Origin of the sequence: Bacillus cereus group sp. MG1, from assembly GCF_040460035.1 — a bacterium.
In the GTDB taxonomy this organism is placed as follows: domain Bacteria; phylum Bacillota; class Bacilli; order Bacillales; family Bacillaceae_G; genus Bacillus_A; species Bacillus_A cereus.
The window spans coordinates 2681729-2705707 of sequence record NZ_JARVGY010000001.1 but is presented as its reverse complement, the minus strand read 5'-3'; the positions used below and the strand labels follow the sequence as shown (position 1 = coordinate 2705707).

Sequence of the window (23979 nt, the reverse complement as noted above, 5' to 3'; positions counted from 1 at the left end):
GTTTCATACACTTTTATATTATTATTGAATGATACGAATTTTTATTACAAAAATCAAAGGAGACAGTTTTCAAATGGCTATCTTGCAAGGTTTAGCACTATTACTTGTTGTACTTTGTCTATTTACACTTTTTAGTTACCGTGCGCCTTATGGAATGAAGGCGATGGGTGCTTTAGCTAATGCAGCAATCGCAAGTTTTCTTATTGAAGCATTTCACCGTTATATAGGTGGAGAAATGTTTCATAATGACTTTTTACAATCAGTAGGAGAAGCTTCCGGTAGTATGAGCGGTGTCGCAGCAGCGATTTTAGTCGCATTAGCAATCGGTGTTTCCCCCGTATACGCTGTTTTAATTGGTATTGCTACTAGTGGATTCGGTATTTTACCAGGATTTTTCGCTGGATACGTTTGTGCTTTCGTCGTGAAATTTCTCGAAAAGAAATTACCAGCTGGCGTGGAATTTTTAGCAATCCTATTTATCGCTGCACCAATCTCACGCGGAATGGCAATGCTTATGGATCCGCTTGTTAACGCAACACTCGGTAAAATCGGTTCTATGATTTCAGTTGCAACTACAGAAAGTCCTATCATTATGGGTATTATGCTTGGTGGATTAATAACAGTTATTTCTACCTCTCCACTAAGTTCTATGGCACTAACTGCAATGCTTGGATTAACAGGTTTACCAATGGCGATTGGTAGTCTTGCCGTTGCCGCCTCAGCCCCGATGAACTTTATTTTCTTTAAACGATTAAAAATTTGTTCAAAGAAAGATACAATTGCTGTAGCAATCGAGCCTTTAACACAAGCCGATATTGTCTCAGCAAATCCAATTCCTATCTATATGACAAATTTCGTTGGCGGTGCACTTGCCGGTATTATTACATCGCTATTCCAACTTGTTAATAATGCACCAGGAACAGCATCACCAATCCCAGGACTTCTTGTCCTATTCGGATTTAATGACGTTGTAAAAGTAACAATTGCTGCTATATTATGTGGAATCGTTACCACTATTGTCGGATACATCGGATCTATTGTGTTCCGTAAATATCCAATCCGCTCTGCTGATGAAATTCGCGGAGTTACTTCGGAAGAGAAGGTTGCATAAGAAAAAGAGCTATTCCCATCGTTTGAGAATAGCTTTTTTTTGTGTTGCGTAACGGTAAATGAAATTATATCGGCGGTTTTTTTAATATATCAGCGCAACTCGAATTATATCGGCGATTTTTTTAATATATCGGCGCAACTCGAATTATATCAGCGATTTTTTTAATATATCGACTTACCGACACATAACGACAAAATAAGAGCCCTCTAATCATATAGAGGGCTCTTACTTTATCTAGCTGCAGCGGCTAGAATGATCGGTGGCTTCGCTTCTTCCTTCGAGGCAAAAAGCGCCTCTACGTCTGAAACTCCATCCCCCTCACATTCTGAGCGAGCCGCTTCCGCTTTTATTTCACCCAACCGAGCAGCATTTCCCGCACGAATTTGCTTGCTGCGACTGGTGTTTGATCACTATGGTCGTAGACTGGAGCTACTTCTACTAAGTCTGCTCCAACTACATTTATATTTGAATTTGCAATTGCTACGATGGAATCTAATAATTCTTTAGATGTGATACCGCCAGCTTCTAATGTTCCTGTTCCTGGAGCGTGAGCTGGGTCTAATACATCAATGTCGATTGTGACATAGACTGGGCGGCCAGCAAGTTTCGGTAATACTTCTTTTAACGGTTCTAATACGTCAAATTTGTATAAGTTCATACCTACTTCTTTCGCCCATTCAAATTCTTCCTTCATTCCAGAACGAATTCCGAAAGAATATACGTTTTCCGGACCAATTAAATCACACACTTTACGAATTGGTGTAGAGTGGGATAAAGGCTCCCCTTCATACGATTCACGTAAATCAGTATGAGCATCCATGTGGATGATTGCTAAATCCGGATATTTTTTTGCCATTGCCTTAAAAATTGGCCAAGACACTAGGTGCTCACCGCCGAGACCTAGTGGAAACTTATCGGCATCTAAAAGTTTTGATACATACTCTTCAATCATGTCTAAGCTGCGTTGTGCATTTCCGAATGGTAATGGGATATCACCCGCATCAAAATATTTTACCTCTTCTAGTTCACGATCTAAATACGGGCTATATTCTTCAAGACCGATTGATACTTCACGAATACGTGCAGGGCCAAAACGAGATCCCGGACGGTAACTTACTGTCCAATCCATAGGCATCCCATAAATAACTACCTTTGACTCTTCAAAACTTGGATGACTTTTAATAAATACTTTACCTGAATAAGCTTCATCAAAACGCATATTCTTTTCCTCCTTATGTGGAACTTAAGGTATCCCAACCTTTCACTATTTCTCAAATTTGGAGCGAATTGCTCCTCTTTCTCGATTTACCGGGTCTTCTTTTTAACAACAAGAAGACGATTTTCTCTACAGAAGTGTAAGTAGCTAGCATGTTCAAGTCTTCTGGACAAACACCTTAAATGAGCTACTTACACTTTATTTGTTTGATACAATTCTCTTACTTAATTAAATCCCCAACAAATTTCGGTAATGCGAATGCTGCATTGTGTAATTCTTTTGTGTAGTATTTCGTTTCGATTTCGTGGAAACGCTCTTCACTTACTTCTAATGGATCATGTTTTTTAGATCCAATTGTGAACGTCCAAAGACCACTTGGGTAAGTTGGAATGTTTGCTGTGTACAAACGAGTAATTGGGAAGATCTCTTTTACGTCTTTAAACACAGTTGTAATTAGTTCTGGTGTAAACCAAGGGTTGTCCGTTTGTGCAACGAAAATACCATCTTCTTTTAACGCTTTTGAAATTCCAGCGTAGAAGCCTTTTGTAAATAGGTTTACTGCTGGTCCTACTGGCTCAGTAGAATCTACCATAATTACATCGTATTCATTTTCGCTTTCTGCGATATGTAGGAAACCGTCTCCTACTTTTACTTCTACACGCTCATTATCTAATGCGCCTGCAATTGATGGTAAGTATTGTTTAGAGTACTCAATTACTTTTCCATCGATTTCAACAAGAGTTGCTTTCTTTACACTTGGGTGTTTTAACACTTCACGAATAACACCACCATCACCGCCACCAACAACTAATACGTTTTCAGGGTTTGGATGTGTAAATAAAGGTACGTGTGCTACCATTTCGTGATAAACGAACTCATCTTTTTCTGTTGTCATAACCATGCCATCTAAAATAAGCATGTTTCCGAACTCTTCCGTTTCGACCATATCAAGTTTTTGGAATTCTGTTTGCTCCGTATGTAATGTGCGGTTAATACGCGCCGTAATCCCAAAATGTTTTGTTTGTTTTTCAGTGAACCATAGTTCCATCGTACAATCACGCCTTTCAATGCAAATTTATAATAGGGACATCATTAATGTCCCCTAACAAAAATAAAACAAAACATCCAAAATGTATAGTTAAAAGTACAAAAATACCGAAAGTATATTTTAGTCAGAGGGTTCTAACATATGTGCGGAAAGGGTTTGCACCGCAAAAGGAAAGAAAACCCTTTCTTAAGAAAGGGCTTTTGTCTCTATTTCTACTGGTTTACGAATTGGAATTAGGATCATAATACAACCAACTAACACAACAATTCCACCTACTAAAAACGGACTTTGTGGTGAAACAGTATGACCGATAATTCCTGATAAAATTGGAGCAATCGCACCACCTAACCAACGAACAAAGTTATAAACACCTGACGTAACAGATCTTTCATAAGGTGAAATATCCATTACATAACTTGTATATAATGCATTGTTTAAGCCAGATGCCAATCCTGATAAAACGATAAGAGTAATTTGTAACCACATAATTTTCACAAAGAATAGTGCAATTAAGAAAATCGCAAATACGAGTAAACTACCCTTTAATAATGTTTTTGGTTCATATTTCCCTTCTAGCTTATGTGCTAAAATTGCAGAACCGTAAGCTAACGCAAGCCCCCATCCGCAAAATACAAAGCCTAATTGAATAGCTGATAAATGCATAATAAGTGGTGAATATGCTAACACAACGAAAAATCCGTAGTAGTATAACATTCCTGAAATCGCACCTTGCATAAACGGTTTATACTTCACCAGGTTAAGTAATTCTCCTACCCCAGCAGCCTTACGCTTCACTTTTCGCTCCGGTTCTTTTACAAAAAAGAATACTAAAATAAATGCTAAGAAGATTAAAATACTCGTCGCAAAAAATGGGTAACGCCAAGAATGTCCACCTAATATCCCGCCTAATAACGGTCCGCCTGCCATCCCTAAACCGATAGCTGCTTCATACAATCCTACTGCTTCATGAACTTCTTTACTTAATGCAATCAATAATGTCATCGCCGTTGCGAAGAACATCGCATTTCCTAATCCCCATCCTGCGCGGAAAAGAGATAATTGAGCAATCGTTTGCGATATACCGCATATAAACGCAAATACAGTCACGATCGCAAGACCAATCGTCATCATTCGTTTATCACCAAATCTCGATGCGAATATTCCAGCTGGTAACATCATGATTGCCATCGTTAAAATATAAGCGGTAAATAACATTTCAACTTGCCAATGCGTTGCACCGATTTTCTCAGCAATAATTGGCAAAATTGGGTCAACTACCCCTATACCCGAAAAGGCAAGGAAGGTAGCCACCACTGTAATCAATCTCCCTAGTTTTTGTTTGCTCTCCATTTTGATTACTCTCCTTTTGTGTTCTCTAAAAATGTTACTGCACGATGTAAACTATCTTCTAGTTCTGCCTTTACACGTTGCATTTGCTCCATTTTTTCGTCTAGCGTTTCCACTTGTTTTTCAAGCATATCTTTAATTTCTTGAATCACTTCACGATCACGAGGGTTTTCGCTATTTCTTCTTTGCTCCATTCTTTCTTTTAACGATAAAAAATGCTGCATCTCTTGAAGCGTAATTCCTAACACTTCTTTCGCTTCCACAATTTTTTTAATTCTGGCGATATCCCCGTCTGTATACAGGCGAATGTTCCCCTCACTACGTTCAGGGGGATGAATTAAACCAATTTCCTCATAATAACGAAGTGTACGTTTTGTCAAACCAACTTGCTTTGTTACTTCATCAATTTTATACATGTTTATTCCTCCCTTCACTTGATTATTACATTTTACGTTAACGTTAACTTTTGTGCAACTGTTAGACTTTTGTAAATGTTTGTCATATTCAATTGTATTTTCCCTAAAGCAGTTTCATAATGAAAGAAAAGAGATAATAAGGAGAATTTCACATGAGTAAACCACTTATTTTCGCTCACCGCGGAGTAAAAGGAACACATCCCGAAAATACGATGATTGCCTTCCAAGAAGCAGAACGCATTGGCGCTCACGGAATTGAACTCGATGTCCACTTATCAAAAGATGGTGAACTTGTCGTAATTCACGATGAAACCGTCGATCGTACAACAAATGGCGTTGGACTTGTTTCGGAAAAAACGGTAGAGGAACTACAATCATTGGACGCTGGTAGCTATAAAGACCCTTCTTTCCATGAAGCAAAAATCCCAACGTTGCGTGAGGTTTTCATTTGGCTTTCCACAACGAACTTACAACTAAATATTGAATTAAAGACAGATGTTATTCATTACCCAAAGATTGAGGAAAAAGCTGTTGCACTTGTGCGTGAATATCATCTTTCTAATCAAATTGTATTTTCATCATTTAACCATGACTCTGTTTCATTATTAGCAGAAATTGCTCCTGAAATCCCAAGAGCAATTTTATATGATACACCACTTTCTGATCCAATTGCCGAAGCAAAACATAGAGAAGCAAATGGATTACATCCAAACTTCCAGTTATTAACGAAAGAATTTGTGCAGTTAGCACAAGAGCAAGGGTATGTTTTCCGTCCATATACAATTAATGAATACAAAGATTTACAAACTATGATTGATTATGGTGTAGATGTCATCATTACTGATTGGCCAGCACGTGCCTTTGAGCTCCTTTCTTAATGGAAGGGGCTTTTTTATTTTCGAAATTTCATTGTTTAAAATAAATGAAAACCCTCAATACTAATACAATAACGCTTGTATTAATGAGGGGCTGAAAAAAGATGGATCAAACTATGAATCCAAAACTTAAAAAATATAAACGTCTTTTCTTCACCGCAATGTTTTCTTGCGTCCTTTTCTTCGTTTTTTCTTTTTTTGTTATTATTATAGTTGCAAAAATTATGGGACCTCCTCCTGTTGCGGTCCCGCAAACAAGCGTCTTTTACGCAAATGATGACACTGTTATAGGACAAAGTAATGAAATGCAAAAACGTTACAATGTATCTCTTAATGAAATTTCACCTTATGTAAAAGAGGCGACACTATCTATTGAAGATCAACGATTCTACAAACATCATGGCTTTGATATGAAACGTATTGCTGGTGCCATTGTTGCCGATTTAAAAGCGATGGCAAAAGTCCAAGGTGCTAGTACGATTACACAACAGTATGCTCGTAACCTTTACTTAGATCATGATAAAACGTGGAAACGTAAACTATTAGAAGCAATGTACACAATTCGCCTTGAGGTGAATTATAATAAAAATCATATTTTAGAAGGATATTTAAATACAATTTATTACGGACATGGCGCTTATGGCATCGAAGCTGCATCCCGTCTATATTTCGATAAAACGGCAAAAGAGTTAACATTAGCAGAAGCTAGTATGCTCGCAGGTATCCCGAAAGGGCCAAGTGTCTATTCTCCCTTTTTGAAAGAGGATCGTGCGAAAGGACGACAAGCTCTCATATTAGATGAAATGGTAGAACAAGGATATATTACGAAGCAACAAGCAGCCTTAGCGAAGAAAGAGCCACTAACTTTTGCCTCATTAGATACGAAAAAAGTAGCAGAGGTCGCACCATATTTCCAAGATGCTGTACAAGCTTCGCTCCTTCGTGATGTTGGATTAGACGAACAAGCTTTACAACGGGGTGGCTTGCGAATTTATACAACGCTAGACCCTAAACTACAAGCTGTAGCAGAACAAGCTGTAAAAGATCACATACCTGACACAACAAACATACAAACTGCTCTCGTCTCTATGAATCCAAAGACAGGTGAAGTGGCTGCTCTTGTTGGTGGAACTGATTATACTACGAGTCAATTTAACAGGGCTACACAAGCCATTCGTCAGCCTGGTTCTACATTTAAGCCATTTCTATATTATGCGGCATTAGAACGAGGATTCACGCCTGCTACGCGCTTAAAAAGCGAATATACTGTATTCACTTTAGGTGACGGCGTTTCAAAGTATAAACCGAAGAACTATAAAGATTATTATGCAGATGATTTCGTAACAATGGCACAAGCTCTCGCAGTCTCTGATAACATTTATGCTGTGAAAACGAATTTGTTTTTAGGCGATGACGCGCTTGCAAAAACAGCGAAACAATTTGGAATTAAAAGTGCATTAAAAGATGTGCCTTCTCTAGCTCTTGGTACATCACCAGTAAAACCAATTGAAATGGTTAACGCTTATAGCATGTTCGCAAATGGTGGAAAAGAAGTAAAACCTACTTTCATTCGCCGCATTATGGATCATGAAGGAAATATATTATACGATGCTCATTTAGAGAGTAAACAAGTTCTCGACAAGAGCAAAGCGTTTGTAATGGAAGAAATGATGACTGGTATGTTTAATAAGAAACTAAGCAGCTATGCTGCTGTAACTGGTCAATCGATGTTATCCAAACTATCAAGAACATATGCCGGCAAATCTGGTTCTACTGAAACGGATAGTTGGATGATCGGATTTACTCCGCAAATCGTAACTGGTGTGTGGGTCGGATATGATCAACCTAAATCTATTTCAAACGTAGCAGAACAAGGATATGCGAAGAAAATATGGACTGATACGATGGAGAAAGGGTTAGAGGGACAACCAAAAAAAGAATTTAAACAACCAAGTGACGTCGTAGCGGTTAATATCAATCCAGAGAACGGTAAAATTGCTACAAAAAATTGTCCTATTTCTGTGAAAATGTATTTCGCTAAAGGTACCGAACCGACTGAATATTGTATGGATCACGTCGATGATAAAGAAGAATTTGAAAAAACGACTGAAGAAAAGAAAAAAACAAGTTGGTGGAAAAAATATCTTCCTTGGTAAAAAAATAGCTGACGGGCATCCGTCAGCTATTTTTATTCACTTAATAATGCACGGCGTAATTCTTCACTAGATTCGTTCCAAATCGCTTCATTATGTTCTTTCAAGAACGTACCAAGTACCTTTTTAGATGATTCATCCATATGGTCAACCATAATGTGACGCTTCAATGATTTATCCATTTTATTTACGTGCTCTGGAAGTGATTTATATCCGCGGCGAATCTCACGGTCAACTGTCATTTCACAAGCTGTTACACCTGCATAATACGCACCTGTCGCAGTTCTTTCAATTGTTACCCAAACAAGCCAAAATGGTTTTCCGTTTGGAACTTCATCTTTATTTGTTAAAAACTTAATACCTTTTTCTACTGTACTACGCGCGTGCATCGCACCAATATCAACGAATGCAGTTTTCTCTAGTACATCAACAAATACAGGTGAAATGTTTTCTAAGCTTAATGCCCCAACACCAAATCCACCATGTCCATCTGTTGAATCATTTTTCACGATATTAAAACCGATTTTTTTCTTTTTCTCTGTCATATGTAAAATCCTCCTCACTTAAAAATTATAAAAGGCCAAAAATAGGCGCAATAATGCTATCTAAAAATACAAATACATGCGGAATAACTACCTGGAAAATAGGTTGAATTGTGTAATTACTAAGCGGTGTAATAACGAGAATTAATAACGCAATTGCCCCGTATTTTTCATACTGTGTCATTTTCGCGCGAATATTTGCTGGCGCTAAATCTTCCACAACTCGATACCCATCAAGTGGCGGGATCGGTAATAAGTTAAATACAAGTAAAACGATATTCAGCATAATAAAAATCTGGAAAAATTGAGCTAACGTATCTGCTACTGCAGATGGAATTGAGTATAATACACCAAATTTTACTAAGCTATACCAAATAATTAAACCAATTGCGCTTAAAATTAAGTTACTAATCGGCCCTGCAATTGAAACTAATATACCTGCAAGACGCGGTCTTTTAAAGTTATATGGGTTAACAGGAACCGGTCTTGCCCAACCGAATCCAAGAATTAATACTGCAATCAAACCTATAGGATCTAAGTGTGCCATCGGTGATAACGTTAAACGGCCTTGTCTCTTTGCTGTATCGTCTCCAAATTTATATGCTACATATGCATGTGCAAATTCATGAACTGATAATGCGATAATAATGGCCATTGCTACCAAAGGAATTTGGTGCAACGGGTATCTAAATAACTGATCCATGCTTCATCTCCTCTTCCATATGTCAAAAAAAGAAATTATTTGTTTTTTCGATTGTTCTTCCCCATAATCCGCTATAATAAGAGTGTAACTTACATAAAAGGAGCGATTGTACATGCCATACGTAACAGTGAAAATGCTAGAAGGACGCACAGAAGAACAAAAGAAAGCTCTTGCTGAGAAAGTAACAGCAGCAGTAAGCGAAACAACTGGTGCTCCTGAAGAAAACATCGTTGTTTTCATCGAAGAAATGTCTAAAAACCATTATGCAGTTGGCGGAAAACGCTTAAGTGACAAATAATTTCAAGTTTTTTCATAAGAAGCAGCCATTAGCTGCTTCTTATTTCTTTCCTTCTAACAACTCAATAATTCTCTCTTTATATTTTCCTTTTCTTCCATCTTCATAGATTAAATCATGTGGATAGAATAGCTTTTGATCCGTTCTTTTCTTACCTGTAATCGCCTCAACAATGTCCGACTCACGTGAAAGCTCTCTAAGCTCTCCGTTTGGCATAAGAAGTAGGATTGGTAGACGCTCTTCTTCTTCTCCTGCACGATAAAAGTCATACGGTAAGTCTGATGTTGAATCAACTACTAAATAATACTCCGGATCAAGTCCAATCTTTTTAAATAAACTACTTAATTCCATCCAATTATCTAAACCGTGTTTATCTGTAAACTCTACATATTTAAATAGATTTCGATTCATAAAACGGCGGCATAAATCGCTTAAAATTGAATCTTCTTCTTCCTGCCATACTTGGAAGTAGTAATACATAACGTTCTCGTCTAACTTTAAATAATCCTCTACTGTTACTTCTTCTTCAAATAAAGAATAGAAATGAACAGGATGATTTTTAAATGTATAATACTTCTCGTGCAGTGATTTCGCACGGTGTAAAATCTTCGTTAAAATAACTTCTGCACTTCGCGTTACCGGGTGGAAATATACTTGCCAATACATTTGATAACGACTCATAATGTAATGCTCAACAGCATGCATACCACTATTTTTAATGACTACTTGATTCCCATACGGACGCATTACACGCAGTATACGTTCCATATCGAAGTTTCCGTACTTTACGCCTGTAAAATAAGCATCTCTTAATAAATAATCCATACGATCCGCATCAATTTGGCTCGAAATCATACTAATCGCTAATTTATTAGTAGATGTTTTTGCAATTACATCTGCTACCTTTTGCGGAAACTCCTTATCAACACGACTTAATACATCATTAATCTCCGTATCGCCTACGATAATCTTTTGCGTAAATTTCTCATGATCTAATGAAAATACTTTTTCAAACGAGTGAGAAAATGGGCCGTGACCGACATCATGAAGTAATGCCGCACATAAACATAACAATCTATCTTCAGCATTCCAATTTGGTCTGCCATCAAACACATCATCAATCATACGACGAATAATTTCGTATACACCTAACGAATGAGTAAAGCGACTATGCTCTGCACCGTGAAATGTAAAAAATGTCGTTCCAAGCTGCTTAATACGGCGCAAGCGTTGAAATTCTTTCGTTCCGATTAAATCCCAAATAACACGATCACGCACGTGCACATATTTATGTACTGGGTCTTTAAACACTTTTGTTTCGCTGAGTTTGTCGTTTAAATATACCACTTTCCGACATCCCCCTTTCTTTACTACATTCTTACTTTATATTATAAACGAAATGAGAAACAGAAAGAAATGAAAGACTGTATTAATTCCCTTTATAAAAAGAAAAAATCACCTTTACCGAAGTAAAAGTGATTTCCTTTATACATTATTTACCTAAAACGAATTCAGCAACTTCGTCTAAGATCATATCTTTCCCTAGTGGGAAGTAACCTTTGTTTAAGTCTTCATTTTTAATTGTAAATACGTGGTTATTTTTAACAGCGTTCATGTTTTTCCAAATTGATTCTTCTTGGAATTCTTTTAAGCGCTGAGAACCGTCACCAGTTGTAAATACGAATAAGTAATCTGGGTTGTAATCGATTAAAGCTTCTTTTTGTACTTGTACTAACGGTTTATCAGTTGGTGTACCTTTAACTGCTGGTAGTTTTAAATCATTAAAGATTACGCTACCGTAACCGTAATCACCATATACGCGGAAAGCATTTGGATATGCAGCCATTTTCATAAATGTTGCTTCACCAGTTTTAGCGACGATTTTGTCATGTAATTTGCTTGCTTTTTCATCATACTTTTTGAACCATTCTTTTGTTTCTTTTTCTTTACCGAAGATTTGACCTACTTCTTCGAATTTTGGACGCCATTGATCTAATGGAGTGTTTAACATAACTGTTGGTGCAATTTTAGATAATTGATCATAAATCTTTTCTTGACGATTATTTACAAGAATTAAATCTGGTTTTGCAACAGCTACTGCTTCAATGTTAATTTTATCGCCCCAAGCAGAACCAACTGGTTTAACGTCTTTTAGTTTCTTTTCAATATGTGCATCAATTTTTTCTTGAGATGTATTAGCAGTAATAACCGGTTTCATACCGAAAATTAATAATTCTTCTGTTGAACCACTAAGGTCAGCAATTTTCTTTGGGTTTGCAGGAATTTTAATTTCCCCTTTTGCATGTTTTACAGTGCGCTCTTCAGTCTTTGCATCTGCTTTCTTTTCTTCTTCTTTATTAGAACAAGCTGCAAATAGTACAGAAGTCACAACTAGTACCATTGCTAATAGTGCCATTTTAAAATTCTTCATGTTCCCACTCCTTCTAGCTGTATTTATCTTATAAGTTACAATGAACTATAAGAAACGAATATAACAATTAATTAATATATATTTATTAATTGTTGTTAATAACCCATTCTAACGGGCGTTCAACTTCCCATTCATATATAAGAAGCTCAACGTCCATTAGAAGCCCCCCTCTTTATGATATGATCCCCTTATAGTAGACAGTAAAAAGAAAGCACATTAATCTGTTTACTATGGAGGGGATTTTTCTATGGGCAAAATTAGAGTAACTTATGATATAGAATTTAAGAAAAAAGCAGTAAATTTATACTTGAAAGAAGGAATGGGATACAAAACGGTTGCTAAAGAATTAGGAATTGATCACTCGGTAGTAAGACGTTGGGTGAAACACTTTGAAGCTGAAGGTATCAAAGGACTAGAAGAAAAACGTGGTAAAACGAAAGGTCCAGGTATAGGTAGACCAAAAAACAATCCAGAAGATCCAGAAGCTAAAATGAAACGATTAGAAGCGGAGAATGCAATGTTAAAAAAGCTCTTAGGGATGTAAAAGGAGGAGTGGAATCTGTACCAAAAACGAGGAAGTTTGAAGCCATCAAAGGGCTATCAGAAAAAGGTTATGCAGTTACCATTCTATGTGATATCGCTGGAGTAACTAGAGGTGGGTACTACAAATGGATTAAGCGACAGTTGACGCCTTCTGAAAAACAATTGGAAGATACCGAAATAAAAAAGAAGATATTGGAGTGTCATAAAAAACTTAAAGGGATTTATGGATACAGGAGAGTACAAGTTTGGCTGAAAGCCACTTATAACCTTCATTTTAATCACAAACGTATACAAAGGTTGATGGGTGAACTAGGTATCAAAGCTATTATTAGGAGAAAACGACCTTATTACGGGAAGAAAGAAGCTTATGTGATTTCAGATAACCATCTGAACAGGGATTTTCAAGCTTCCAAACCAAACGAAAAATGGGTAACAGATATTACCTATTTGATTTTCAATGGACAGAGATTGTACTTATCCGCTATTAAAGACCTATACAACAATGAAATTGTTGCCTATGAAATTAGCCGTAGAAATGACCTAAAACTAGTACTAGACACACTTAAAAAAGCAAGAAAAAAACGAAACGTGAAAGGGATTCTCCTGCATAGTGATCAGGGGTTCCAGTACACATCTCGTCAATATAATCAACTACTCAAAAAATATCAGATGAAGGCTAGTATGTCCAGAAAGGGAAACTGTTGGGACAATGCTTGTATAGAAAGCTTCTTCAGTCACTTTAAGTCAGAGTGTTTTCATTTATACTCTTTCCGCACAGCTGATGAGGTTAAGTTTGCTGTGCGCAAATATATACACTTTTATAATCACCAAAGGTTCCAAAAGAAACTAAATAACCTGAGTCCATATAAATATAGAACTCAGGTTGCTTAGTTGTGTTTTTTGAATACTGTCTACTTGACAGGGGTCACTTCATTACGAGGGGGTTCTACTTATGCTTTTTTACGCAATTGATTACTAATCATCGCTAAATCATATGTTAAACAAATTGGCTTACAGTTTACTGGACATGGAACGATTTGAGCTTCAATCTCAAATACGTTACGAAGTGTTTCACTTGTCATAACTTCATCTGGCGTTCCTTGTTTCATTAACTTACCTGCTTTTAATGCAATCATATGATCAGAGAAACGAGAAGCGTGGTTTAAGTCATGGATAACCATAACAATCGTTCTACCTTCTTCTTCATTTAACTTTTTCAATAAGTTTAATACTTCTAATTGATGAGCCATATCTAAGTACGTTGTTGGTTCATCCAATACAAGTAATTCTGTTCCTTGTGCAAGAGCCATTGCAATCCAAACACGTTGACGTTGGCCACCTGATAGCGCTTCTGCTGGACGATTCGCAAATTCTTTCATTCCTGTCACTTCAAGTGCCCAGTTAATGTAGCGATAATCCTCTTCTTTCAACGTGCCAAACCCTTTTTGATGAGGGAATCTTCCATATGACACAAGCTCAAATACAGTAAGACCCGTTGGCACTTCTGCAGTTTGTGGTAAAATCGCCATTTTCTTTGCAATTTCTTTCGTTGGCTGTTTCTCAATTGCTTTTCCGTCAAGATAAACAGTACCTTGCTTTGCCTTCAAAATACGAGACGCCGTTTTTAATAATGTGGACTTCCCACAACCATTTGGTCCAATAATTGTTGTAATTTTCCCTTCCGGAATTTCAACTGTTAAACCATCAATAATTAAACCTTCATTATAGCCAACAGATACCGCATCCACCGCTAAAGTTGCCATACGAAAAGCCTCCCTTTATTTTGTCCTCATAAGTAAATAAATGAAATATGGTGCACCAATTACAGAAATAACAAGACCGACTGGTATTTCTGAAGTTGTTAATACACTTCTTGAAATTACGTCTGCGAATAAAAGTAAAAACGTTCCTATTAGCGCAGCGGTGGGCAACATAATTTGATGTTTACCACCAACAAGGCGCCTTGCTAAATGCGGGGCCATTAAACCGATAAAGCCAATTCCACCGGCAACAGCAACAGATGCACCTGCTAAACAAACTGCAATAAATAATAATTTACGTCTTTCTTTTTCTACGTTTACACCAAGGCCAACTGCTGTAGAATCGCCTAGGTTCATTACATTTAATATGTGTGCTTTACTTATAGCAAGCGGTAAGAAAATAACCATCCATGGAAGTACACTTAATACGAATTTCCAATCTGTACCCCATAGACTTCCCGCCAGCCAAATCGTAGCAAAACGAAAATCGTTAGATGTCATCTTCATAGAGAAAATTAAACTAACAGCTCCAAATCCAGCTGCAACGGCAATACCAACAAGTATTAATCGAGTCGATGAAACGCCGTCTTTCCATGCTAGTAAATAAATAATTACCGCTGCTAATATCGCTCCAACTAGTGCGAAGAATGGAAGAATGAATACAGATAAAAATGTACCAGTCCCTACTTTCCCGAAGAAGAAGTAGACGAATATAACAACTGTTAATCCCGCTCCAGCATTAATACCTATAATACCTGGATCAGCAAGCGGATTTCGTGATAAACCTTGCAAAATCGCACCTGACATAGCTAAAGCAGATCCGACTAGTATAGCAATTACCATACGCGGCATGCGGAATTCAAATAAAATAACAGACTGATCTTCAGCCCCTAGTCCAACCAATGACTTTAATACGTCCATTGGCGGGATTTTAAAAGTTCCTGTATTTAAACTAATAAGAAATATAGAAACGATTAGTCCTACTAAAATCGTTAATATAGAAATGTTCTTTTTTGTTAAGACACTCGTCCTCACATCTTTCCTCTCCCTTCATTACGTGCTAAGTAGAGGAAGAATGGAACCCCAATTAGCGCTGTAATTGCTCCAATTGGCGTTTCAAATGGCGGGTTAATAACGCGAGATAACATATCTGCACATTCAATTAACAGCCCGCCTAAGACCGCAGAACATGGAATAACCCATCTATAGTCCGAGCCTACAAGAAAACGAGTCATATGCGGAATTACAAGACCAACAAATCCAACTGATCCTGCCATGGAAACTGCGGAACCCGTTAAAACAAGAACAAGTACTGTTCCGATAAATTTAATTAATGTCGTATTTTGACCAAGTCCAATTGCAATTTCTTCACCGAAGCTCAAAATTGTAATATATCTCGACATCATAATTGCGATAAAAAGACAAACAAGGCCAATTGGCACTAACATATTAATACTTTGCCATTTCACTCCAGCAACTCCGCCTGCATTCCACATGCTTACCTCTTGGGCAAGATTGAAATACAATGCGATTCCAGATGAAATCGCCCCTAATAAAGCACTAATAGCTGCACCTGCTAAAGCTAATTTCACAGGTGTTAATCCACCTGGTGAAGAAGACCCAATTCCATATACAATGCTTGCACCAAACGCAGCTCCAATAAAAGATGCGATAACAAACATTAAATAAGGTGAATTAGGAAAAAATGCATACATAATTGCAATTCCAAATACAGCCCCATCTGTAATCCCCATTAACGATGGCGAAGCAAGTGGATTTCGCGTCATACCTTGCATAATTGCTCCTGATACCGCTAAAAAGGCACCTGCAACTACGCCCCCTATTGCTCTAGGCATGCGAAGCTCTTGAATTACATTATGATGTGTAATAGATCCATCAAACCGAAATACAGCTTGCCATACAGTCTTTAAACTAATATCTGCAGCCCCAAAAGAAATAGAAACTGCCATGCTTAAAGCTAACAAAACTGTACCCGCTACTAAAATAATAGAAGCGATAAGCGGTCTGCTCTTAATCTCTTTAACATTCTCTTCTTGCTGTTCTATACTGCTTGCGCTCGCTTCCATCCCTCAACCATCCTAACTAACAACATATATTTATTGAAATGAAATTTATTCTCAAATAGTAATAAAAAAATTAGGTGAATTGTTATTTTCCTGATAATGATTCTCAGAATCAGACACTTCTATTCTACCTATCGCTTTAAAAGACTGTCAACCATTATTTTGAAATATAAATTTATACAAATTGGAATTTTAATACAAAAGTTGTGTCTATCCTTTAGAAAACGTTCGTCCATACAAGAGTACTTTCGCAGAATAAATTATTCCTCTTATGGGCATAAAAAAGAAGAGTAATCTTTTCACTCTTCTTTTTCTTACTTATTTAACTTTGCTTCAATTTTTGCGATTAACTCATCTTCTGTTGGAGCCGCAACTGGACGGTTATTTACAAATGCGAATGATTTTTTACGACCAGGACCACAGTAAGACTGACATCCAACTTCAATCGTTGCACATGAATCTACTTTTTTTAACTTCGGAACTAACGTTTTAACGTTCGTTGCCTGACAGTCATCGCACACGCGAAACTCGTTTCCCATTATATAACACTTCCTCTATTTTAAACTTTTCTCAAGTACGTTTAAAAATAAACACTAAATGGTATTTTACCGCTCTTTGAAGCTCGTTGCAAGTTTCCCTACAAAGCCTATTCTCTACATAATGCTACATATTTATATGCTCTCCTACAGAAGCGCTCACCATTCATGGGAAAATTTTTACCTTTCATCGAAATCTACCATATTTTTAAAAGCTTTGTATAAAAGTTTATTTTTTTGCCCATTATAAAAATAGGAAGTTCATAAAAAGAAAGGGAGTTGAATCTATGAAAGTAAGACAAGATGCTTGGACAGATGAGGATGATTTATTACTTGCTGAAACGGTACTTCGTCATGTTAGAGAAGGAAGTACGCAATTAAATGCATTTGAGGAAGTAGGGGATCAGTTAAATCGTACATCTGCTGCTTGTGGTTTCCGCTGGAATGCTGTTGTTCGCTATAGCTATGAACAAGCTCTTCAACTAGCAAAAAAACATCGTAAAGATAAAATGCGTGCTGCAAGCGGTGAACAAGCGAAAAAACGTTTACTTTATACACCACCAGCTTCAGATTCGATAACTGATTATGAAGAATTAGTACAAGAAGAATCAATCGTACAATATAAAGAAGCTATTCCATATCAAGAATCTACTGCTCCTGCTGCAAGAAGCTCTATGACAATGCAAGATGTTATTTATTTTTTACAAACAGTCGGATCTTCAAATATAAAAGTGACAGCTCTTGAAAACGAGAATACGAGATTGAAACAAGAAATTAAAGCACAAATCCTTCGGAATGAGGAACTAGAAAAGAAACTAGAAAAATTAGAAAAGCAATCTCATACTGTACAAGAAGATTACGAAACACTTATGAACATTATGAACCGAGCTCGTAAATTGGCAGTCATGGATGACGAAGAACGTTCTCAAACATCTTTCCGAATGGACCGAAACGGTAATTTAGAAAAAATTGCAGAATAAAAAGGATGCATGTAATGCATCCTTTTTATTATTTCACCTCTAAGCTCCCCCTTTATATGTGAGAAAACTCCATCCTTCATTTTTTGCTATAATAGAGATTGTCATTTTAAAGATAAGGGGTTAGTTATATGAGCAATTCCCGTTCCATTTTATCTCAGCCAGAGTGGCGCATTGTAGATCAATCCAGTTTGGGACCAACATTCCATGCACTTCAGTCATTCGCAATGGATGACACATTATGCACAAGCATTGGAAATGGCAAGTCAGCCGCAACAATGCGTTCTTGGGTTCATCACAATACAATTGTCCTTGGCATTCAAGATTCACGCCTTCCGCATTTAGAAGAAGGTATTTCTTTTTTAAAACAAAACAACTTCAATGTTATTGTCCGTAATTCTGGCGGGCTTGCGGTCGTGCTTGATGAAGGTGTTTTAAACGTATCACTTTTATTCCAAGAAACAGAAAAAGGTATCGATATTGACCTTGGATACGATACAATGTGGCATTTGATTAAGGAGATGTTAAAGGATTACGACGTTACTATCGAGGCAAAAGAAATTGTCGGCTCTTACTGTCCTGGTAGTTATGACTTAAGTATTCGCGATCAAAAATTTGCTGGTATTTCACAACGTCGTATTCGCGGAGGTGTCGCTGTCCAAATCTATCTCTGCGCTACCGGAAGTGGCTCTGAGCGTGCCGCACTCGTTCGTGATTTCTACAACCTAGCAATTCAAGGGGAAGAAACACGCTTTACGTACCCTGAAATTGTACCAAGTACGATGGCCTCACTCTCAGAATTACTTGGTGAAACCATTACAGTACAAGATTTAATGATGCGTCTTTTAAAAACATTGCAGCAATTCGCTCCAAAGTTAACACCATCTCAATTAACAATAGATGAGATTCCTTTATATGAGATGAATTTACAACGTATTATTGATCGTAATAATAAAGCACTTGGTTTAGAAAAATAAAGACCGTCGCTATAATAGCGACGGTCTTTATTTCAATTCATTATAGAATTAAAGTGCTTGAGCTGCTGTAATTAATGCTAACTTGTACACTTCTTCTTCGTTACATCCACGAGATAGGTCATTTACAGGCATGTTTAAGCCTTGCAAGATTGGTCCTACTGCTTCGAAGTTACCTAAACGTTGAGCGATTTTGTAGCCGATATTACCAGCTTCTAAGCTTGGGAATACGAATACGTTAGCATCACCTTTAATTGTAGAACCTGGAGCTTTTTTCTCAGCTACAGATGGTACGAATGCAGCATCGAATTGGAATTCTCCATCTAAAGTTAACTCAGGAGCCATTTCTTTTGCAATGCGAGTTGCTTCTACAACTTTTTCTGTTTCTGGAGATTTCGCAGAACCTTTTGTAGAGAAGCTTAACATAGCAACGCGTGGATCAATGCCGAATAACTCAGCAGTTTTCGCACTTTCGATACCGATTTCAGCTAAATCTTGGCTGTTTGGTGCAATGTTAATTGCGCAATCAGCGAATACATATTTCTCTTCTTCACGTACCATGATGAATACGCCAGAAGTTTTTGTAACACCTGGTTTTGTTTTAATAATTTGAAGTGCTGGACGAACTGTATCAGCTGTAGAGTGAGCTGCACCACTTACTAGACCGTGTGCTTTGCCCATGTATACAAGCATTGTACCGAAGTAGTTTTCGTCTTTAAGGATTTTGCGAGCGTCTTCTTCAGTTGCTTTACCTTTACGGCGTTCAACGAAAGATGCTACCATCGCATCCATTTCTTCGTATGTAGCTGGGTCGTAAATATCAACGCCTGCTAATGTTAAATTCATGCTAGCAGCTTTTGCGCTAATTTCTTCTCTATTACCAACTAAGATTGGTTTTACTAACTCTTCTTTTGCTAAACGCTCTGCAGCGCCTAAAATTCTTTCATCAGTTCCTTCAGGAAGTACGATAGAAATGCCTTTTCCTTGAACTTTTTCTTTTACTGTTGTAAATAAGTTGCTCACGAATAAACCCTCCTACATATGTTAAAAAAACTCTATCTTTAAGAATACTGCTTTTCTTCTATATTTTAAACTTATAGCTCCCAAAAAATAGATAAAATAAAAATGATTATATTTTCATAAAATTCAGCCGTTAAATTCACCTTGCTTAAACACTTAAATGTGACAATTTTATGCGCCAAGGTTTTATATAGATGATTTTAAAACTATATATGCTATAGTTAACGTGTAAAACTATCATTAACTGAGGTGAATAGAATGAGTGAAGCAACAACAACGTTAGATGGCTGGTATTGTTTACATGATTTACGTTCTATTGATTGGGCTGCATGGAAAACATTATCTAGCGACGAACGCGGACAAGCAGTGTCTGAATTTTTAAATGTCGTTGAAAAATGGAACGAAGTAGCTACTGCGAAAAAAGGTAGTCACGCAATGTATACAGTTGTTGGCCAAAAAGCTGATATTATGCTTATGATTTTACGTCCAACAATGGAAGAGTTAAATGAAATTGAGACAGAATTGAATAAAACAACTTTAGCTGAATATATGGTTCCTGCATATTCTTACGTATCTGTTGTTGAATTAAGCAACTATCTTCCAGCTGATGAGGATCCATACCAAAACCCGCAAATTTTAGCTCGCTTATATCCTGAATTGCCGAAAGCAAATCATATTTGCTTCTATCCAATGGATAAGCGTCGCCAAGGTGATGACAACTGGTACATGCTTCCTATGGAAGAGCGTAAAAAAATGATGTACAGTCATAGTAAAATTGGCCGTCAATACGCAGGTAAAGTACGCCAAGTGATTTCAGGATCTGTTGGATTCGACGATTTCGAATGGGGCGTAACATTATTCGCTGACGATGTTCTTCAATTTAAAAAACTTATATATGAAATGCGCTTCGATGAAGTAAGTGCTCGTTATGGTGAATTTGGAACATTCTTCGTTGGAAACATTTTACCAGACGAAAAAGTAGAGAAATTTTTACACATATAAATGGTGAAAAGGAACGAAATTCGTTCCTTTTTTTATTCTTCTCTATATTTATCCTCAAAAATCTCCTTTTTTCTGCACTTTTGAAGAAAAACCGACATTTTTTCAAATTTATTGTAAAATTGTAACCTTTTTATATATAAAGATATGCTAAAATGATACGAGCTATATGCTAAATAACGATGCGAAGGTGATAATCTATATGAAAAAAATTTTGTCTATTTTACTATTGCTTGTATTGTCAATTTCTTCCTTAGGAGTAACAACATCCCATGCGGAAGAAAAAATACATATTGAGGCAGCCGCTGCACTTTTATTTGATGCAGATACTGGAAAAATACTTCACGAGCAAAATCCAGATGAATTGCTGGCTATTGCTAGTATGTCGAAATTAATTGTTGTTTACGCTGTTTTAGAAGCAATTAAAGAAGGAAAAATCACATGGGATACGAAAGTAAATATTTCTGATTACGCTTATGAAGTCTCTCGTAATAATGAATTCTCTAATGTACCGTTCGAAAAAGGACGTCAATATACTGTAAAAGAATTATATCATTCTATTGTTATATTCTCAGCAAATGGATCTAGTATCGCTTTAGCAGAACTTCTTGCAGGAAGTGAGAAAAACTTCTTAAATCTTGCAAATGAACATGCTAAAAAGCTAGGATTAAAGAAATATAAATTTGTAAACGCTACTGGCTTAAATAACGCTGACTTAAAAGGAAAACATCCTGAGGGTACTGATCCAAATGCAGAAAACTCTATGTCAGCTCGTGATATGGGTATGCTTTCAAAAGCAATGATTACAAAGTATCCAGAAATGCTAGAGGATACAAAACAAAGATTTAGAAACTTCCCAGACAATCACCCAAAACCAATTCGTATGGAAAACTGGAATTGGATGTTACCAGGAGCTTCTTTCGCTTATGAAGGTACCGATGGTTTAAAAACCGGAAGTTCTGATACAGCTGGATACGGATTTACTATTACTGCTAAACGTGGTGATGTACGTCTTATCTCGGTTATTATTAAAACAAAATCAATGGATGAACGTTTCACAGAATCTCGTGAATTAATCGAATATGGATTTAATAACTTTGAAAAACAAAAACTAAAAGTTAATAAGAACAATACAATCTCTGTAGTAAAAGGGAAAGAAGACCAAGTAACTGTTGCACCCGAAAAAGAAATAACAGTAATTGCGAAAAAAGGTAGCAAAGAACCTTATAAAATTGGGACTGAATTAGATAAATCTCTTGCTGAAGATGGACATTTAGTTGCTCCTATTAAGAAAGATGCCAAAGTAGGCTCAATTACTTTAGAATCAACTGATAAATATGGTTTCTTAGACGGTAGTAAAAGTATGAAAGTTACTGCAAAAACGACAGAGGAAGTTAAAAAAGCAAATTGGTTTGTGTTAACAATGCGCTCTATTGGTGATTTCTTCTCAAACTTATGGTCTAAAGTTTTTTAATAAAAAAGCTGGCTCACGCTAGCTTTTTTTATTTTCCACTCTCAATGTAAAACTTCGTTTGGTTGTCATATCTGAGCCCTTTTCCTCATACGTATGAACTAGTAATTGTTACACACTTCATCTAGAGATAAACCTCTTTCCAAAAGGTATTCCAAAAAGAGAGGTGACACATAATGGGTGTTATTGCTTATAACGAAGAAGATGTAAAGTTGTTGGCTAGACTGATGCGTGCTGAAGCCGAAGGAGAAGGGCAACAAGGAATGTTAATGGTCGGAAACGTTGGGGTAAATCGTGTCCGCGGAAATTGTTTAGATTTTAAAAGCATTCGTAATTTACGTCAAATGGTTTATCAAAACCCCGGCGGTTTTGAAGCAACGCAAAAAGGATACTTTTATCAACGGGCACGTGAACAAGATATTGCCCTAGCGAGACGGACCATTCAAGGGCAACGTTTTTGGCCTGCCAACTTTGCCTTATGGTTCTTTAGACCTGAAGGGGCATGTCCACCAACTTGGTATAACCAACAAAACTCTGGTCGCTTTAAAAAGCACTGCTTCTTCCAGCCATCTGCTGGAGACTGCCCTAGCGTATATTAAGGAATAAAAATGAGGAGGGATTTTTGAATGACACAGCAACAAAACCCCTATTATGGAACAGGTTTTTATCAACCATCTGGAACTTATGTACAACCGCAACAAATGACCGCTGGGCAACAGCAACAGCAACAACAAGCAATGCAGCAACAAGCTGCGCAAGCGCAATATGCAATTTCTCAAGGGATGTTACCTCTAGAACAATCATATATTGAAAATATCCTTCGTCTAAACAAAGGTAAGCAAGCTACAGTTGTAATGACTTATGAGCGTGGTAGTTCTCTTGGTACTCAATCTTATACAGGTATTATCGAGGCAGCTGGTCGTGATCATATTATCATTAGTGAGCCTGAATCCGGAAAGCGTTACTTATTACTAATGATTTACTTAGATTATGTAGAATTTCCAGAAAGAATTACGTATTTACCGGGTCAACAAGCAACTTATGCTCCAAGACCATAAAAAAGCTGGCAAATGCCAGCTTTTGTTTTTTATAATCCTTTTACAACTGCAGTCCCTACTAGAATCCACGCCACAATAAACGCTACACCACCAAGAGGTGTAATTGGACCAAAGAACTTAATGCCTGTCGTACTTAATGCATACAAACTACCTGAGAACATAATAATTCCAGCTACCATTAGCCAACCAGCAGTAGTTAAAAGTGATGATTGAACCTTATCCATCAATAAAGCAACTACGAATAGTCCACCTGCATGAAACATTTGATATGTAACGCCTGTTTTCCAAACTTCTAACATTTTTGCAGAAATTTTATTTTCTAAACCGTGTGCTCCAAAGGCCCCTAACGCAACAGATAGCCCCGCTGCAATACAACCTAGTAAAAAGAAAATTTTCATCTTAATTCCCCTTTTTTACCTT

At 37.0% G+C, this 23979-nt stretch carries 26 protein-coding genes; 12 read left to right on the top strand and 14 right to left on the bottom strand.

What is annotated here, in order from left to right:
- The first annotated feature begins 73 nt into the window (after positions 1-73).
- Complete coding sequence (locus tag QCI79_RS14075) at positions 74-1111, top strand: PTS sugar transporter subunit IIC (protein ID WP_000996310.1); 1038 nt, start codon at positions 74-76, stop codon at positions 1109-1111.
- A 346-nt stretch (positions 1112-1457) separates the two neighbouring features.
- On the opposite strand, the gene speB is transcribed toward QCI79_RS14075, so the two are convergent.
- From speB to QCI79_RS14055, 4 genes are all read right to left on the bottom strand, one after another.
- The gene (gene speB, locus QCI79_RS14070) at positions 1458-2330 is read right to left on the bottom strand and encodes an agmatinase (protein WP_001209831.1); all 873 of its coding nucleotides are present in this window, start codon (positions 2328-2330) and stop codon (positions 1458-1460) included.
- A gap of 217 nt (positions 2331-2547) precedes the next feature.
- Entirely contained in the window at positions 2548-3375 is an 828-nt protein-coding gene (speE, locus tag QCI79_RS14065) for a polyamine aminopropyltransferase (RefSeq protein WP_000424696.1), read from the bottom strand.
- A gap of 186 nt (positions 3376-3561) precedes the next feature.
- Entirely contained in the window at positions 3562-4725 is a 1164-nt protein-coding gene (locus tag QCI79_RS14060) for an MFS transporter (RefSeq protein WP_000444233.1), read from the bottom strand.
- Positions 4726-4730: 5 nt separating this feature from the next.
- Positions 4731-5138 (bottom strand): MerR family transcriptional regulator, encoded by a 408-nt coding sequence (locus tag QCI79_RS14055; protein ID WP_000276578.1) that lies wholly within the window; start codon positions 5136-5138, stop codon positions 4731-4733.
- 152 nt (positions 5139-5290) lie between these two features.
- Here QCI79_RS14055 and QCI79_RS14050 point away from each other — a divergent pair, with 152 nt between their 5' ends.
- Together QCI79_RS14050 and QCI79_RS14045 are read left to right on the top strand one after the other, a co-directional pair.
- On the top strand, positions 5291-6016 hold the full coding sequence (locus QCI79_RS14050) for a glycerophosphodiester phosphodiesterase (protein WP_000042785.1): 726 nt from the start codon (positions 5291-5293) through the stop codon (positions 6014-6016).
- Between the two features lie 101 nt (positions 6017-6117).
- Positions 6118-8169, top strand: coding sequence for a transglycosylase domain-containing protein (locus QCI79_RS14045; RefSeq protein ID WP_000372967.1), 2052 nt, complete (start codon positions 6118-6120; stop codon positions 8167-8169).
- Positions 8170-8201: 32 nt separating this feature from the next.
- Here QCI79_RS14045 and QCI79_RS14040 read toward each other — a convergent pair whose 3' ends face one another.
- Both QCI79_RS14040 and QCI79_RS14035 read right to left on the bottom strand, forming a co-directional pair.
- Positions 8202-8711, bottom strand: a complete 510-nt coding sequence (locus QCI79_RS14040; RefSeq protein ID WP_000136678.1) for a YwhD family protein — start codon at positions 8709-8711, stop codon at positions 8202-8204.
- A gap of 25 nt (positions 8712-8736) precedes the next feature.
- Positions 8737-9411, bottom strand: a complete 675-nt coding sequence (locus tag QCI79_RS14035; protein WP_000372455.1) for a site-2 protease family protein — start codon at positions 9409-9411, stop codon at positions 8737-8739.
- Between the two features lie 112 nt (positions 9412-9523).
- Here QCI79_RS14035 and QCI79_RS14030 point away from each other — a divergent pair, with 112 nt between their 5' ends.
- Positions 9524-9709: a 2-hydroxymuconate tautomerase gene (locus QCI79_RS14030; RefSeq protein ID WP_001147171.1), complete on the top strand. Its 186-nt coding sequence runs from the start codon at positions 9524-9526 to the stop codon at positions 9707-9709.
- 39 nt (positions 9710-9748) lie between these two features.
- On the opposite strand, the gene QCI79_RS14025 is transcribed toward QCI79_RS14030, so the two are convergent.
- Positions 9749-11053 carry an HD domain-containing protein gene (locus QCI79_RS14025; protein WP_000262731.1) on the bottom strand — a complete coding sequence of 435 codons (1305 nt, stop codon included), beginning with the start codon at positions 11051-11053 and terminating at the stop codon, positions 9749-9751.
- Between the two features lie 145 nt (positions 11054-11198).
- Positions 11199-12137 carry an ABC transporter substrate-binding protein gene (locus QCI79_RS14020; protein ID WP_000787728.1) on the bottom strand — a complete coding sequence of 313 codons (939 nt, stop codon included), beginning with the start codon at positions 12135-12137 and terminating at the stop codon, positions 11199-11201.
- Positions 12138-12384: 247 nt separating this feature from the next.
- Between QCI79_RS14020 and QCI79_RS14015 the strand changes: the two genes are divergently transcribed.
- Positions 12385-12681: a transposase gene (locus QCI79_RS14015; RefSeq protein WP_000516529.1), complete on the top strand. Its 297-nt coding sequence runs from the start codon at positions 12385-12387 to the stop codon at positions 12679-12681.
- Between the two features lie 8 nt (positions 12682-12689).
- Positions 12690-13571: an IS3 family transposase gene (locus QCI79_RS14010; RefSeq protein ID WP_000446736.1), complete on the top strand. Its 882-nt coding sequence runs from the start codon at positions 12690-12692 to the stop codon at positions 13569-13571.
- 59 nt (positions 13572-13630) lie between these two features.
- On the opposite strand, the gene QCI79_RS14005 is transcribed toward QCI79_RS14010, so the two are convergent.
- From QCI79_RS14005 to QCI79_RS13990, 4 genes are all read right to left on the bottom strand, one after another.
- Positions 13631-14443, bottom strand: a complete 813-nt coding sequence (locus tag QCI79_RS14005) for an ABC transporter ATP-binding protein (RefSeq protein WP_000212068.1) — start codon at positions 14441-14443, stop codon at positions 13631-13633.
- A 15-nt stretch (positions 14444-14458) separates the two neighbouring features.
- A complete protein-coding gene (locus QCI79_RS14000; RefSeq protein ID WP_001260757.1) occupies positions 14459-15475 on the bottom strand; it encodes a FecCD family ABC transporter permease in 1017 nt (338 codons plus the stop codon).
- The gene (locus QCI79_RS13995; RefSeq protein WP_000388297.1) at positions 15472-16527 is read right to left on the bottom strand and encodes a FecCD family ABC transporter permease; all 1056 of its coding nucleotides are present in this window, start codon (positions 16525-16527) and stop codon (positions 15472-15474) included. The genes QCI79_RS14000 and QCI79_RS13995 overlap by 4 nt, the downstream gene beginning before the upstream one ends.
- 311 nt (positions 16528-16838) lie before the next feature.
- Positions 16839-17063, bottom strand: coding sequence for a YuzB family protein (locus QCI79_RS13990; protein ID WP_000526078.1), 225 nt, complete (start codon positions 17061-17063; stop codon positions 16839-16841).
- Positions 17064-17347: 284 nt separating this feature from the next.
- Between QCI79_RS13990 and QCI79_RS13985 the strand changes: the two genes are divergently transcribed.
- Entirely contained in the window at positions 17348-18040 is a 693-nt protein-coding gene (locus QCI79_RS13985; protein WP_000868358.1) for an RsfA family transcriptional regulator, read from the top strand.
- A gap of 128 nt (positions 18041-18168) precedes the next feature.
- Complete coding sequence (gene lipL, locus QCI79_RS13980) at positions 18169-19014, top strand: octanoyl-[GcvH]:protein N-octanoyltransferase (RefSeq protein ID WP_000071948.1); 846 nt, start codon at positions 18169-18171, stop codon at positions 19012-19014.
- 48 nt (positions 19015-19062) lie between these two features.
- Here the strand turns inward: lipL and pta are convergent, their stop codons facing one another.
- A complete protein-coding gene (gene pta / locus QCI79_RS13975; protein ID WP_000067225.1) occupies positions 19063-20034 on the bottom strand; it encodes a phosphate acetyltransferase in 972 nt (323 codons plus the stop codon).
- Positions 20035-20289: 255 nt separating this feature from the next.
- Here pta and hemQ point away from each other — a divergent pair, with 255 nt between their 5' ends.
- The 4 genes from hemQ to gerQ all read left to right on the top strand — a co-directional run bounded on the left by hemQ (position 20290) and on the right by gerQ (position 23559).
- Positions 20290-21033: a hydrogen peroxide-dependent heme synthase gene (gene hemQ / locus QCI79_RS13970; RefSeq protein WP_001287595.1), complete on the top strand. Its 744-nt coding sequence runs from the start codon at positions 20290-20292 to the stop codon at positions 21031-21033.
- A gap of 199 nt (positions 21034-21232) precedes the next feature.
- Positions 21233-22504, top strand: coding sequence for a serine hydrolase (locus QCI79_RS13965; RefSeq protein WP_021727854.1), 1272 nt, complete (start codon positions 21233-21235; stop codon positions 22502-22504).
- 173 nt (positions 22505-22677) lie between these two features.
- Entirely contained in the window at positions 22678-23100 is a 423-nt protein-coding gene (gene cwlJ / locus QCI79_RS13960) for a cell wall hydrolase CwlJ (RefSeq protein ID WP_000538167.1), read from the top strand.
- Between the two features lie 27 nt (positions 23101-23127).
- Complete coding sequence (gerQ, locus tag QCI79_RS13955; RefSeq protein ID WP_000193969.1) at positions 23128-23559, top strand: spore coat protein GerQ; 432 nt, start codon at positions 23128-23130, stop codon at positions 23557-23559.
- A gap of 29 nt (positions 23560-23588) precedes the next feature.
- On the opposite strand, the gene QCI79_RS13950 is transcribed toward gerQ, so the two are convergent.
- The gene (locus QCI79_RS13950; RefSeq protein ID WP_000688315.1) at positions 23589-23957 is read right to left on the bottom strand and encodes a DUF423 domain-containing protein; all 369 of its coding nucleotides are present in this window, start codon (positions 23955-23957) and stop codon (positions 23589-23591) included.
- Positions 23958-23979: the final 22 nt, after the last annotated feature.